This window comes from Mesorhizobium loti R88b (assembly GCF_013170845.1).
Taxonomy (GTDB): domain Bacteria; phylum Pseudomonadota; class Alphaproteobacteria; order Rhizobiales; family Rhizobiaceae; genus Mesorhizobium; species Mesorhizobium loti_B.
Map to the genome: position 1 here is coordinate 3,270,753 of NZ_CP033367.1, position 13,221 is coordinate 3,283,973.

Annotated in this window: 13 protein-coding genes; 6 read left to right on the forward strand and 7 right to left on the reverse strand. The window is 64.1% G+C overall.

The window, feature by feature from the left end:
- Positions 1 to 139: 139 nt before the first annotated feature.
- The 3 genes from EB235_RS15995 to EB235_RS16005 are packed head-to-tail and all read left to right on the forward strand — an operon-like array spanning position 140 to position 4,810.
- Positions 140 to 1,798 carry an ATP-grasp domain-containing protein gene (locus EB235_RS15995; RefSeq protein ID WP_208603622.1) on the forward strand — a complete coding sequence of 553 codons (1,659 nt, stop codon included), beginning with the start codon at positions 140 to 142 and terminating at the stop codon, positions 1,796 to 1,798.
- On the forward strand, positions 1,785 to 3,377 hold the full coding sequence (locus tag EB235_RS16000; protein ID WP_051429616.1) for a hypothetical protein: 1,593 nt from the start codon (positions 1,785 to 1,787) through the stop codon (positions 3,375 to 3,377). Before EB235_RS15995 ends, EB235_RS16000 begins: the two co-directional genes overlap by 14 nt.
- On the forward strand, positions 3,377 to 4,810 hold the full coding sequence (locus EB235_RS16005; RefSeq protein ID WP_032925459.1) for a pyridoxal phosphate-dependent decarboxylase family protein: 1,434 nt from the start codon (positions 3,377 to 3,379) through the stop codon (positions 4,808 to 4,810). The genes EB235_RS16000 and EB235_RS16005 overlap by 1 nt, the downstream gene beginning before the upstream one ends.
- On the opposite strand, the gene EB235_RS16010 is transcribed toward EB235_RS16005, so the two are convergent.
- The 4 genes from EB235_RS16010 to EB235_RS16025 all read right to left on the reverse strand — a co-directional run bounded on the left by EB235_RS16010 (position 4,807) and on the right by EB235_RS16025 (position 7,572).
- Complete coding sequence (locus EB235_RS16010; protein WP_027030042.1) at positions 4,807 to 5,079, reverse strand: hypothetical protein; 273 nt, start codon at positions 5,077 to 5,079, stop codon at positions 4,807 to 4,809. The two genes, EB235_RS16005 and EB235_RS16010, sit on opposite strands and share 4 nt — an antisense overlap.
- A 122-nt stretch (positions 5,080 to 5,201) precedes the next feature.
- Positions 5,202 to 6,206 carry a zinc-dependent alcohol dehydrogenase family protein gene (locus tag EB235_RS16015; RefSeq protein WP_027030041.1) on the reverse strand — a complete coding sequence of 335 codons (1,005 nt, stop codon included), beginning with the start codon at positions 6,204 to 6,206 and terminating at the stop codon, positions 5,202 to 5,204.
- Positions 6,207 to 6,241: 35 nt separating this feature from the next.
- Positions 6,242 to 6,499 (reverse strand): hypothetical protein, encoded by a 258-nt coding sequence (locus EB235_RS16020; protein WP_027030040.1) that lies wholly within the window; start codon positions 6,497 to 6,499, stop codon positions 6,242 to 6,244.
- Positions 6,500 to 6,822: 323 nt separating this feature from the next.
- Positions 6,823 to 7,572 carry a DUF899 domain-containing protein gene (locus EB235_RS16025; protein WP_027030039.1) on the reverse strand — a complete coding sequence of 250 codons (750 nt, stop codon included), beginning with the start codon at positions 7,570 to 7,572 and terminating at the stop codon, positions 6,823 to 6,825.
- A 333-nt stretch (positions 7,573 to 7,905) separates the two neighbouring features.
- Between EB235_RS16025 and EB235_RS16030 the strand changes: the two genes are divergently transcribed.
- The 3 genes from EB235_RS16030 to EB235_RS16040 all read left to right on the forward strand — a co-directional run bounded on the left by EB235_RS16030 (position 7,906) and on the right by EB235_RS16040 (position 10,758).
- Positions 7,906 to 9,126: a hypothetical protein gene (locus EB235_RS16030; RefSeq protein ID WP_027030038.1), complete on the forward strand. Its 1,221-nt coding sequence runs from the start codon at positions 7,906 to 7,908 to the stop codon at positions 9,124 to 9,126.
- A gap of 36 nt (positions 9,127 to 9,162) precedes the next feature.
- Complete coding sequence (locus tag EB235_RS16035; protein ID WP_027030037.1) at positions 9,163 to 9,795, forward strand: Vgb family protein; 633 nt, start codon at positions 9,163 to 9,165, stop codon at positions 9,793 to 9,795.
- Between the two features lie 132 nt (positions 9,796 to 9,927).
- Positions 9,928 to 10,758, forward strand: a complete 831-nt coding sequence (locus EB235_RS16040) for an aldo/keto reductase (protein WP_027030036.1) — start codon at positions 9,928 to 9,930, stop codon at positions 10,756 to 10,758.
- A 1-nt stretch (position 10,759) separates the two neighbouring features.
- Here EB235_RS16040 and EB235_RS16045 read toward each other — a convergent pair whose 3' ends face one another.
- The 3 genes from EB235_RS16045 to EB235_RS16055 all read right to left on the reverse strand — a co-directional run bounded on the left by EB235_RS16045 (position 10,760) and on the right by EB235_RS16055 (position 13,208).
- Entirely contained in the window at positions 10,760 to 11,077 is a 318-nt protein-coding gene (locus tag EB235_RS16045; protein WP_027030035.1) for a MocE family 2Fe-2S type ferredoxin, read from the reverse strand.
- Between the two features lie 74 nt (positions 11,078 to 11,151).
- Positions 11,152 to 12,093 carry a substrate-binding domain-containing protein gene (locus tag EB235_RS16050; RefSeq protein WP_027030034.1) on the reverse strand — a complete coding sequence of 314 codons (942 nt, stop codon included), beginning with the start codon at positions 12,091 to 12,093 and terminating at the stop codon, positions 11,152 to 11,154.
- 110 nt (positions 12,094 to 12,203) lie between these two features.
- Positions 12,204 to 13,208: a sterol desaturase family protein gene (locus tag EB235_RS16055; protein WP_027030033.1), complete on the reverse strand. Its 1,005-nt coding sequence runs from the start codon at positions 13,206 to 13,208 to the stop codon at positions 12,204 to 12,206.
- Positions 13,209 to 13,221: the final 13 nt, after the last annotated feature.

Genomic DNA, 13,221 nt, shown 5'->3' on the forward strand with positions numbered 1-13,221 from the left:
GCCGGGGGCCACAGTGAAGCCGCACATCGTGCAGGCGGCGTGGAGGCTGAACCAGCCGTAACCACCGCGTGGCAGAAGGCTTGAGGGCTTGAAAAGCGCGGCAGTTCAAATTGAGGCCTTTGACGAACCGAATCTGATCATGGGCAAGGCGCCCATCGTGCGTGCGGTCTTCGAGGGGCGAGATATCTCGCCCCTGTGGAACGAGCTGTTCGGGCGTGTTTCGGCCGATATCACCGATGCAGCGGCGTTTCTCGATGTGTCGATCCTGCTTCACGCCATAGGCGAGGAAGACAAGGCAGCGCTCAGCCAGAAGGCGGCACTCGATATCAGCCGCAAATACCGCATCCGCAACGGTCGCGGCACGGGGCCGAACGTGCTTGTCTTCATGACCGCCGGCGACTTCATGGCCAACACGCCGATCGAGTTCCTGCTCGAGACATCCGACGCGAACCTGCTGCTCTACTATGTCGATGCCGACACGGCCGACCTTGGGGACGTTCCCGCCCATGACGTCGCCTTCGTGGCTGTCGGCGAGTCCGCGGCAAACCTTGCCGTACTGGCGAACCTCGACCGGCTGCTGCGCGACTGGGCCGGCCCGATCATGAATAACGCACCGCGCCAGATCATGGCGCTGTCCAGGGACGGCGTCGCGGAAGCGCTGAAAAGCGAGCCTTCGATACTTGCGCCTGCCGCAGCGCGCGTTGATAGGGTCGTGATCGAGAGGCTGGCTGGCGGGGACATCGAGATCGGCGCGATCCTGGTGGCGAACGCGTTCCCGGTGATTGTCCGCCCGCTCGGCACGCATGCCGGCAAGGGAATGGAGAAAATCTCCACCCGCGCGGAGCTTTCAGCCTATCTGACTTCGCACGCCGAGACCGAATTCTACGTCACGCCCTTCATCGACTACAGCGGCACCGACGGCAAGTTCCGCAAGCAGCGTGTCGCCTTCATCAATGGGCGTCCCTATGCCAGCCATCTTGCGGTTTCCGAGCACTGGATGGTCCATTATCTCAACGCCGGCATGACCCAGCACGAAGACAGGCGTGCCGAGGAGGCGCTGTGGATGGCGAATTTCGACAGTGATTTCGCGGTGCGCCACGCGCGATCCTTCGATGCGCTGCATCGGCGTCTGGGGCTGGACTATTTCGCCATCGATTGCGCCGAACTCGCCGACGGCCGCCTGCTGGTATTCGAGGCGGATGTGGCGATGATCGTCCATTCCATGGACTGGGAGAGTATCTTTCCCTACAAGAAGGGCGCCATGCGCAAGCTCTTCACGGCGTTCGAAAACGCGCTGGAGCGGCGCGTGGCGCGCATGCTGCCGACACCGACCACAGCATGCGCCCACACGGGAAAGTCGGCGATCTACCAGCGAACCCATGACGACTGCCTGGTTTGCGCCCTGGCGATGCTGACGGGCCGAACCTACGAGGAAATCGAGGCCATCGCGCGAGGCTGCGATCCGGCCTATCCGCTCGGCGGGCCGATGAGCCATTCGATCATGCGCGGCGTTGCCAACAAATGCGGTTTCGTTCTCCTGAGCAGCATCTACATGCTGTGGGCCAAACCGGCGATCATAGGCGTGGTTTCGCCGACCGTCCCCGACACCGGCCACGCCGTCTTCTGGGACGGCGAGAAGATCATCGATCCAGGCTTCTGCGGACGTGTCGATCGTGCCTATGTCGACCGGTGCGGGCTGGAATTCACGCAGCGCGCCAGTGATCTCCAACCGCTGATCAGCCACGACATCCAGATCTCCTATCTGGCCGGTGCCGTGGCGGCCAATGAACCGCTTTGACCGCGAACAGCTCGCCGTCGCCCTGATTTCGGAGAACATCATGCCTGCAAATCAGCGCGGGACCCTAGTGGCGCCGCCAGGTCCGGACCAGCAAACGGGCAGCCATGATCACCGTTCCCCGGCGTCCGTTTCCTTCCTGCTCGGTACGGGTGGAGACAGGCGTATCTGGTTGGATGCGATCACCCGGCGCAACCGCTACGGGACGCGCACCACCCCGGCTGATGACGAGATCTCATTTTCGTCGACAACGGCAAGCAACATCTCGCGCGAGGGTTTTCAGGCGGCCGGGGTCGAGGCCGCGCGCCTTATCGACATGGCGTCGCCGTCGCCTGTCGCATCCGCGCAATGGTTTGCCGATATTCGCGACAGGATTGCCGGCAATCTTGGTTGTGCGGGCGCGCAGGTCGTGCTTGCCGCCTCCGGGACGGATGCGGAGCTTCTCGCTTTGTGCATGATTGCCGGCGTCTCCGGGCGCCCCTTGACCAATGTGCTTGTCGCGCCGGACGAAACGGGCAATGGCGTGCCACGCGCGGCGGCGGGGCGTCACTACTCCGATCTGACCGCGCTGGGCAGCGCCGTCGAGGCCGGTGCGCCGCTTGAAGGCCTGGCGCCGGACCGTATCGACGTGCGCACCATCGCCATCCGCAACGAGACCGGCGGACCTCGCCGCCAGCATGACATTGATGCCGAGATCATCGCCACCGTCGGGCTCGAATTGAAGCGCGGTCGCGATGTGCTCGTCCACGTGCTCGATGCGTCGAAGACCGGCCTGCCGGCGGTAACCCGGCAGGCCGCGCGCCATGTCGCGGCCCTTGCCCCCGGGCGGGTGCATGTCGTCGTCGATGCCTGCCAGTTCCGCGGCTCGATTTCGCGGCTGCGGCAGGACTTGGCCGATGGCTTCATGGTCGCCCTGACCGGATCCAAGTTCATTGCCGACCCGCCTTTTTCGGGCGCGCTCCTCATACCCGAGGCCCTGGCCGAGGCGCTTGCCGCCAGGTCGGCCATTCCGGTGGGGCTGGCGGACTACACGGCGGCGCAGGACTGGCCGGTGGCCCTTCGTCAGCGCATGGGCTTCGCCTTCAAGTCGGAAATGAACCTTGGACTGGGTTTGCGCTGGGTTGCCGCGCTCGCCCATCTCGACCGCTATGCCGCGATCGATGAATCCCGGCAAGGGCTGCTGAAGGACGAGTTCGTCCGTCTGGTGCTGTCTCGCATCGGCGCCGTCAAAGGCATCTCCCTGCATCCTGATGACGAAGGCGACCATCTCGGCGCCAGCGCCATGGTACCGTTGACCATCACCGACGGTGACGGCGCTTTCGCTTCGTTCGAGGTGTGCCAGGCTGTCCAGCTGTCGATGCGCGGCTTCAATGGCGGGCCGATCTGCCGTATCGGGCAAGCCGTGCGCCTGGGCTCGCGCACGGTGCTGCGCGTTGCCGCCTCCGCTGCCGATGTGGTCGGCGTTTCGGCGCGCATGGCAGCCGGCCAGTCGCTGCAGCAGGCGTTTGGTCCGATCGAATCCAGGCTCGACGTCTTCTTCCAGAAATTGGCTGTTGTCCTGCAACAGGCAGGGGAAGCCTGATGCCGCTGCCTGTCGAGCAGAATGACGCGGGCGAGACCAGCCTTGATCCCGCGGACTGGGACGAATTCCGCGCGGTCGCGCACGGCCTGCTCGATGACATGATCACCCACATCGAGACGATCCGGCAAAGGCCGGTATGGCAGCGGCCAAGCGATGAAGCGCGTGCCCGGTTTGACCGACCGCTGCCGCACGGCCCCCGCGACCTCGGCGATGTCGTCGATGACGTGCGCACGCACATCATGCCGTTCGCGACCGGCAATCTGCATCCCTCGTTCATGGGCTGGGTTCATGGCGCGGGCACGCCGATCGGCATGGTGGCCGAAATCGTCGCCGGCGGCCTGAACATGAATTGCGGCGGCCGCGACCATGCCGGTCTCGTGGTCGAACAGCAGATTGTGCGCTGGATGAGCGAGGCGCTCGGTTATCCCGGCGGAGCCAGCGGCTTGTTCCTCACCGGATCCTCGATGGCAAACTTCGTCGCGTTGACGATCGCCAGAACCGAAGCGACGGGGCAGTCGGTCCGGGAAACCGGCCTGCGCGGCGCTGACCGCCAGCTTGTCGCCTATACGTCAACCGAGGCGCATTCCTGCATCGCGCAGGCCATGCAACTGTCCGGCATCGGCTCGGCCAATCTGAGGACCGTCGCGGTTGACGATGCGGGACGGATGCTGCCCGGCGCGTTGCGCACAGCCATCGACCAGGATCGCGTCAGCGGATTCCTGCCGTTCCTGGTCGTGGGGACCGCGGGAACGGTCAATACCGGGGCCATCGATCCGCTGGCTGAAATCGCCGAAATCGCATCGAGGGAAGGTCTCTGGTTCCATGTCGATGGCGCGATCGGTGCGCTCGCCGTGCTGTCCGATACGCTGCGGGGACTGTTCAAGGGCATCGAGAAGTCGGCATCGGTGGCGCTCGACTTTCACAAAGGGGGCCAGGTTCCCTACGATGCCGGGTTCCTTCTGGTGCGCGATGGAGCTGCCCAGAAGCGGACATTCGCGCAGCCGGCCGCCTATCTGCAGCGCGCCGATCGCGGGCTTGCCGCTGGCGAGACCTGGCCGTGCGATCTCGGCCCGGACCTGTCGCGCGGCTTCCGCGCCTTGAAGACATGGATGACGATCGAAGCGCTGGGAGCGGATCGTATCGGCGGCTCGATCGCCCATACATGCAGGCTCGCCCGCCATCTCGCCGAACGCCTGGAACGCCATCCGTCCTTTGACTTGAAAGCGCCCGTCGCGCTCAACATCGTCTGTTTCGGCATTCGCGGGGCGGATTCCGAGTTTGTCCGCAACCTAGGCCTGGCCGCGCCTTCGTGGACAACTCTCAACGGTGAACTGGTCGTGCGCTGCGCCATCGTCAACCATCGCACGACGGAGGCCGACATCGATGCGTTCATCGATACGCTTGACCAGTATCTGACCGGTTGGAGCGGCTAGCCCTTCGTTTCCACCAGAATGACCAGCGATTCCGGTACCACGCCATCATGCGCCATCGCGTCGGCGGCTGCCTTGCTCTGCATGAGGGCTGCAAGCTTGTCCATGTCCGGCACGTCCATCATCAGCGCCACGCGTTTTGGATTCTGCGGGTCGACGAAGGTGCGGACATTGGTGATCCCAAGCGAGCCGAAAAGCTCCTTGCGCTTGGGTGAACTGAGCCAGTGCTTGGTGTCTTTCGAAATGTTGTGATGGCCAATGACTGTCGGCATGGCATCCCTCCCCAAGGTGACGCCGGCGGTCGATGTCGCCCGCCCGTTGCTGCGATCCACCTGTGCTGGGCAGTGAGCGCCGTATCCCATTGGCTGTCAATTAGTCATTTCTAATACAATTCCTAAAGCTCCAGGCAAACCTTCCCAAAATGCTTCTGCGCTCCGTAATGCCTGAAGGCGGCGGCTATGTCGCGCAGCGGGAAGCGGCGGTCGATGACGGGCTTGAGGTGATTGACGTCAATCGCCCGGATCATGTCCTCCTGGTCCGCCCGGCTGCCGATGGAAATGCCGTTGATGCGGATCTGGTTGGAGAACAAAGCCGGGATCGAGACTTCGGCCGCAAAGCCCGTTAGCACGCCGATCAGCGCGATGTGGCCGCCTGTGCGGCAAGCGGTTATCGATTGGGCCAGCGTGGCGGGGCCGCCGACCTCGATGACGTGGTCGACGCCGCGTCCGTCGGTCAAATCCCTGGCGGCACGGCCCCAGTCCGGCACGGCCTTGTAGTTGATGGTTGCATCGGCGCCGAGCCGACCGAGCCTCTCCAGCTTCTCTTCGCTGGATGAGGTGGCGATGACGCGTGCGCCGGCGGCCTTGGCGAATTGCAGCGCAAACAGCGACACGCTGCCGGTGCCAAGCACCAATACCGTGTCGCCTAGCTTAACCTTGCCGCAGACAACCAGGCCTCGCCAGGCGGTGACGGCGGTGCAGGTCAGGGTTGCGGCTTCGACATGCGTATAGCCGTCCGGAGCCTTGGTGAAGGCTTGTGCGGGCATGCAGACATATTCGCTGGCCACGCCGTCAAAACTGTCGCCAGGCACATCGCGTCTGGTGGATGGCGTCATGTCGCCGTTCAGCCAGAAGGGGTAGAAAACGCTGACGACATGGTCGCCGGGCTTGAGCGCCTCGACACCGCTGCCGACAGCGATCACCTCGCCGGCGCCATCCGACAGCGGGACGCGACCATCAGCGAGTGGCGTCTTGCCCTGCACCGCGAAATCGTCGCGCATGTTTAACGAGCAGGCGCGGATCCTGACCAGCACGTCACCTGGGCCCGGCTTCGGCGGATATTCCTCGGCCAGTTCAAGCCTGTCCAAGCCACCCGGCGCTCTCAGCCTGACGAGCTTCATTGTCTTCTCCGATGTGTGGGATGTCTGACGTGGATCTAGCGGAGCTGCCGGCCTGAAATCACCCTCAGCCAGGGTGCGAGATGAAAGGCGCTCATCAGCAGATACATGGCTGCCATGCCGGTGAGCGGCGAGGCGCCCATGCACGACATGGCCGCATCGCTGCCCTGAAGGCAGGAAAGAAGGGCCATCAGGGCGAAGGTGGGTGCGGCCGCGAGGCATAGCCAGTCGGCGATGCCGAGGGCGGCTGTGTTTTCCGGAGCCGCGCGACCGGTATTTGTGTGGGTATCGCTCATGTTCTTGATCCCTAGATGGTTGCGACCCGACATAACTTGGGTTCCTCGCCCCCCACTTTCGTCTAGGCTATGGGCGATTGGCGTGACTGATCAGGGCCATGCTTGATTGGCAGGTGGTTCCCCCAATCCGTCGCTGCTTCGCAGCGCCACCTTTCCCCCCTCCGGAGGGAAAGGAAGGGGGGCTGCGGATCGAGCGGCGACGGCAAAAAGCCTGGCGCGCTTCCTCTACCCCGTCGATCGGGGGAGAGGTGGCTCGGCAAAGCCGAGACGGAGTGGGGGTCGACCAGCGCGGCACGAGGAGGCTTCGCTTCAGCCAATCCCAACTATTCGCCCTTGTCCCGGAACGCGGCTTCGCCGGCGGCGGAGACTTCGGCCCATTTCTTGTCAGCTCCGGCTTCGTAATTGTCGTGCCAGTTCCACCAGCTGTAGAGCGGCGTCTGGGGATAGCCTTCGGGCGAGTCCTCCCAGATCTCCTGGCGGCCGAGCGGGGTGGCATCGAGATAGCTCCAGACGGTGCCCATCGCTTCGTCGCCGCGGCTGTTGATGAAATAGGTCCGGAAGATGCGGTCGCCGTCATGGATGAAGACGTTGTGGCCATGCCATTCGTCGACGCCGAAATCCTTGTCGAAGCTGTCCGTGATCGTATACCAGGGGATCTCCCAGCCCATCCGCGCCTTCAGCCTGACAATGTCGGCCTGCGGGGCACGAGAAGCATAGGCAAGCGTGGTGTTGCGGGCGTTGAGATGGGCGAGGTGGCCGACCTGGTCGGCGCCGAGCGAGCAGCCGCGGCAGGCGTGTTCGGGCCAGCCATAGACGCCGGGCTCGAAGAAAGCGCGGTAGACGATCAGCTGGCGGCGGCCTTCGAACAAATCGAGCAGGCTCGCCTTGCCATTGGGGCCTTCGAACTCATAGGCCTTGTCCACTTCCACCCACGGCATGCGGCGGCGCTCGGCGGCGAGCGCGTCCTTGGCGCGCAGCGTCGCCTTCTCCTTGACGAGAAGCTGCGCGTGCGCGGCCGCCCATTCCTGCTGCGAAACGACCGGTGGGGTCTTTATCGTCAAGTGCTTGGTCATTGGTCTTCTCCTTTGCCAGTCATTGGTTGCCGGTGATGGGGCCGTTGCGGCCTGTTGCTTCCCGGGGATCCAGGGTAGGGCGGTGAAGCGGGGCGGGGTGCGTTACTTCAGCGACGGGATTTGAGTCATCCGGCCCGGCGCAGCAGGGATGGCGCATCCGGTGGGCAGGTTCGCCCGTGTCGTGAAAGGATGTGTCGTGGGAGGAAGTGTCGGTGGGCATCTCAGGTCTCCTTGGCTTGCCGCTTCGGTGATGCGGCTTGCTGCTTTGTGGTGGTGACTTAAGTTAGGGCGGGCAGGCCGAGGGGTGGGAGTTACAAGTGTGACGGGATTTGAATGGACTCGCTGATCACGGCGGCAGCGCTGGCGCTGGCGGCGGGCGATCCGCTCGCCGCACTCGACCGCGTTGCGCTCCGCGAGGATGCGCCGGCGCTGGCGCTGCGCGGCATCGCCATGGCGCAGCTCGGTGATTTCGACCGCGCAAAGCTGCTCTTGCGGCGGGCGGCCCGCGCGTTCAGCCCGAAAGAGGCTGTCGCGCGCGCCCGGTGCGTCGTCGCCGAGGCCGAGATCGCGCTGGTCTCGCGTGATCTCGGCTGGCCGGCCAAGGCGCTCGACGCGGCGCGCACGACGCTGGAAAAGCATGGCGACCGGCTGAACGCGGCGCATGCCGGCCATCTCAAGGTGCGGCGCCTGCTGTTGATCGGCCGCCTCGACGAGGCCGAGCATGTGCTGGCCGGGCTGGACCCGACGCCGTTGCCGCCGGCAGCACGGGCCGCGCATGAGCTCGCGGTCGCCGGCATCGCCATGCGGCGGCTCAGAATCCGGCCGGCGCGTGCGGCACTCGAATGGGCACGCCACGCCGCCCGCCAGGCCGGCATTCCGGGCCTCATGGCGGAGGTCGACAGCGCATCGCTGGCGCTGGAAACACCGGCGGCGCGGCTGATCAGCCAAGGCACGCAGCGGCCGTTGCTGCTCGAAGAGGTCGAGGCGCTGCAGGGATCGCCGGCGCTGGTCGTCGATGCCTTCCGCTATGCCGTGCGTGCCGCGGACAGAACCGTCTCGCTGGCGAGCCGCCCGGTGCTGTTTGCGCTGGCGCGTGCGCTTGCGGAGGCCTGGCCCGAGGATGCCTCGCGTGAAGAGCTCGTGGCGCGGGCCTTTGGCGGCAAGCATGCCGATGAATCGCATCGCGCGCGGCTACGCGTCGAGATCGGCCGGCTGCGCGCCGAACTTGCCGCGCTGGCCGACATCAGCGCCACCAAGCGCGGTTTCACGCTGGCGCCGCGCCAGGCGCGCGCGGTGCTGGTGCTGGCACGGCCGATCGAGGAACGGCATGCTGCCGTGCTTGCCTTGCTTGCCGACGGCGAAGCCTGGTCGAGCTCGGCCCTGGCGCTGGCGCTCGGCACCGGCCAGCGCAGCGTGCAGCGGGCGCTCGAGCCGCTGGCCGAGGCCGGCAAGGTGCAGTCCTTCGGCCATGGCCGGGCGCGCCGCTGGATGACGCCGCCGATGGCGGGATTCACGACCACCTTGTTACTCCCGGCGCCGCTGCCAAGCAGTTAGGAAGGGTGCATTGCATCGTCACATGAGGACAAACACATGAAACATTCAGCGGCCGAAATCCTGCGCGAATACGGACCCTTTCCAGGTGTGGAGCGGGTGCATGGGGTGAGCTTCGACGGCGAGAACGTGTGGTTTGCTTCTGGCGAGAAGCTCAACGCCTTCGACCCGCAAAGCGGACAGAAGCTGCGGTCGATAGATGTCGCCGCACATGCCGGCACTGCCTATGACGGCCGGCATTTCTTCCAGCTCGCCAATGATCGCATCCAGAAGATCGATCCCGATACCGGCGCGGTGCTTTCCACCATCCCGGCGCCCGGCGGTGGAGGCGACTCCGGGCTGACCTGGGCCGAAGGCACGCTTTGGGTGGGGCAGTACCGCGAGCGCAAGATCCACCAGATCGATGCCGAGACCGGGAAAATCCTGCGCACCATCGAATCCAACCGCTTCGTCACCGGGGTGACCTGGGTGGATGGCGAGCTGTGGCACGCCACCTGGGAAGGCGACGAGAGCGACCTGCGCCGCGTCGATCCAAAAACCGGCAAGGTTCTGGAAAAGCTCGACATGCCCGATGGCATCGGTGTCTCGGGGATGGAGTCCGATGGCGGCGACCGCCTCTTCTGCGGCAGCACATCCGATGGCGTGGTGCGGGCGGTGCGCCGGCCGAAATGAGCCGGGTCTTCTGACGCAGACATCAGGTCGCGCCTCGCGAATTTGTCCGCGGCGACTGGTCGTCGCCCAAGGTCGTGCCTAGATAGGCTCCGATGGGCAACCGCCCGGACATCTCTTCGCAAAGGACCTGACATGCCCGAACAGATAACGCTGAACGACGGCGCCACCATTCCCCAGCTTGGCCTTGGCGTGTGGCAGGTCGACCATGACATCACCGCCGATGTGGTGGGCTGGGCAATCAAGGCCGGCTACCGGCTGATCGACACCGCCGAGGGTTATCAGAACGAGGAAGGGGTCGGCGAGGCGATCCGCGCCGCCGATGTGCCGAGAAGCGAGCTGTTCATCACCTCGAAGCTGCGCAATGGCGCCCACCAGCGCGATGCGGCCCTGCGTGCCTTCGACGATACGATGAAGAAGCTCGGCATCGAGCAGCTCGATTTGTTCCTGATCCACTGGCCGGTGCCCAGCCAGGACAAATATGTCGAAGCCTGGAAGACTTTGGTCGAGTTGCAGAAGGGTGGCCGCATCAAGTCGGTCGGCGTCTCGAACTTCAACAAGGATCATCTGGAACGGATCATTGGCGAGACCGGCGTGACGCCCGTCGTCAACCAGATCGAACTGCATCCGCGCTTCCAGCAGCGCGCGCTCAGGGAGTTTCATGCCGGGCACAACATCCACACCGAAAGCTGGAGCCCGCTGGGCAGCGGCCGGCTGCTCGGTGACCCGACCATCGCGGGCATTGCCAAAAAACACGGCAAATCCGCCGCGCAGACCATGATTCGATGGCACCTCCAGGAAGGGCTGATCGTCATTCCAAAATCGATCCAGCAAGACCGCATCGCGGCCAATTTCGATGTCTTCGATTTCGAGCTGGATGCGCAGGATCTGAAGGCGATCGCAGGCATGGATTCGGCTGACGGACGCGGCGGCCCGAACCCGGCCACGGCTTCGTTTTTGTTTTGAGCTAGTCTGGCAGATCGACCAGCACGGCGCCGCCTTCCAAGCGCGCCGAATAGCTCTTGAGATTGATGCAGGGCGGCAGACGTTTGGCTGCGCCGGTGCGATAGTCGAAGGCGCCGCCGTGCTTGGGGCATTCGACCTCGTAGTCCATCACCAGCCCGTCGGCGAGATGGACCGCCTCATGGGTGCACAGCCCGTCGGTGCAAAACACTTCGTCGTCGGGCGAGCGGAAGATGGCGTAGGTCCGGCCGCCATGATCGAAACGGAGCGCGCCTTCCTGTTCGATGTCGTCGAGCCCGCAGGCCTTGATCCAACTGGACATGTTTCTCACCCTAAATTCGATCGCGAACGGCGGCCGGAACGGCTGAAACCGCTCCGGAGGCCCCAGTCTCGGCTCTAGTTCTTGCCAAGATAGTCGGTGGCGTTGGCTGGCGTGACCAGTTCGAACGGCACATAGACGACACGGTCGACCTTCTCGCCCTTGGCGAGGGCGAGTGCCGCATCGACACCGCCGCCGCCCTGGCCCTTGGCGTTCTGGAACACCGTCACAGCCAGGTCGCCCGCCTTCATCGCCTGCAGGCCATCCTGGGTGGCGTCGATGCCGCCGACGACAACGTTCTTCATGTCGATGCCATTGGCCTTCAGCGCCAGGATGGCACCGATGGCGGATTCGTCGTTGTTGGCGATGACAGCATCCGGGGCAGGGCCTGCCGTCAGCCAGTTGGTCATCAGGTTCTGCGCATTGTCGCGTGCCCATTCGGACGACTGCTTGTCGGTGACCTTGATGAAGTTGCACATGTCGGTGGCGAAGATCTGTTCGACGTCCTTGGTCCGCTGCAGCGCCGCTTGGTGAACAAGGCTGCCCATGACGATGTAGGCCGTGGCGCCAGCGGATTTGCCCTTCGCGCGCAAGAGCTTACACACTTCGAATGCCTCGATCGTGCCGGATTCCGTTTCGTTGGAGCCAACATAGACTTGGCTTGCCGGCAGATTCTTCATGTCGGACGGTTCGAGGTTGACGAAGACCAGCGGAATGCCGGCCTTGGCGGCTTCGTCGCTGATCGTCTTCGACGCGTTGGTGTCGACCAGCGTGACGATGATGGCATCGACGCCGCTTGCGATGAAGTTCTTGACCTGGTCGAGTTGCTTGGCGACGTCGTTCTGCGCATCCTCGACCTGGATGCCGGCGCCTTTTTCCTTGGCGCGGTCCTGCATGCCGTGCATCAGCAGCGTCTGGAAATTGTTGTCGAAGTTGACGATGCTGACGCCGATCTTGGCGGCGAAGGCTGATGTCGACATCAAAGTGGCCAGCGCCGTCGAAATGAGAAATTTCTTCACGGTTTCCTCCCTTGGATGGAGTGCCGGTTCACTCCTCCCTTGATTACCGGCCCTTGCGGGATGGCTGGATGGATGGCTGGCGCCATCCGTGTGGCTGTCTGGTCGGGCTGTCAGTTGGCGGCGTTGGCACGCGCCTTCTTCTTCTCGTAGCGAGCCTGCATGCGGGCCTCACCTTCCTTGCTGCCGTCGTGGAAAGTGCCCAACCATCGGTCGAACGGGATGAGCCCGTCGCCGTAGTTCACCTCGAAATATTTGTGGTGGAGGTAGTGGATGTAGGCGTGGCTATCGATGCTGGTGTCTTCGCCGAGTTCGACCTTGTCGAAGCCGACGTGGCCGGGAATGGCGCCGAAGCCGGCATAGTGGAGTTGATAGAGCGCCAGCAGTGGGTTCGACGGGATGATCAGGTGCCAGAATGCAACGCCGAGATAGCCGAACTGCTCGACAGGATGCATCGCCAGCGACGACCATGGCGACGGGTTGACCGAATTGTGGTGCACCGAGTGCACCCATTTGTAGAGTGGCGGCCAGTGGATCGCCCGGTGCAGGAGGAAGAAATGCGTCTCGTGGATGATCGGCACCACCAGCGCCAGGCAGAACAGGTATACGGGGTGCTCCGCGACCGTCAGCCACGGCACGTAGCCATTGGCGTAGGCATAGAGGATCGCCACCTCGATCGCTGTCCAGATCGGCATGCCGGTGCCGAAGGTGCGCAGCATGTTGTCGAGATTCTGGTTCTGGAAGAAGAACGCCTTGCTCTTTTGCTCCGACGGCCATTTGCCGTTGTATTTGAATCGGTTGCCCTGGCTTCTCAAGATGTAGAGTCGGATCTCGAAAGCGCCGAAGAACAGAAGCAATGCCGCGCAGTTGACGAGGAACAGCCGTAGGATCCAGCCCCAGCCAATCGTCTTCATCACCTCGACATCGGGCACCACGAAGTGCCACCAGGCCACCGCCGAGAGCGCGAAGAGGAGATTGTAGGGCAGGAAATAGTGCGGCAGCCATTTCAGGAACGCCAGCGGTCGCGGCGGGAAGGTAAAGAGCGGCGCGGTGCCGGCAGGCTCGTTCGGAGCCCAGTCGCCGCGCTTGTTGCGTGTTCCGTATTTCAGATCGTCCATGGCGGTCTCACGA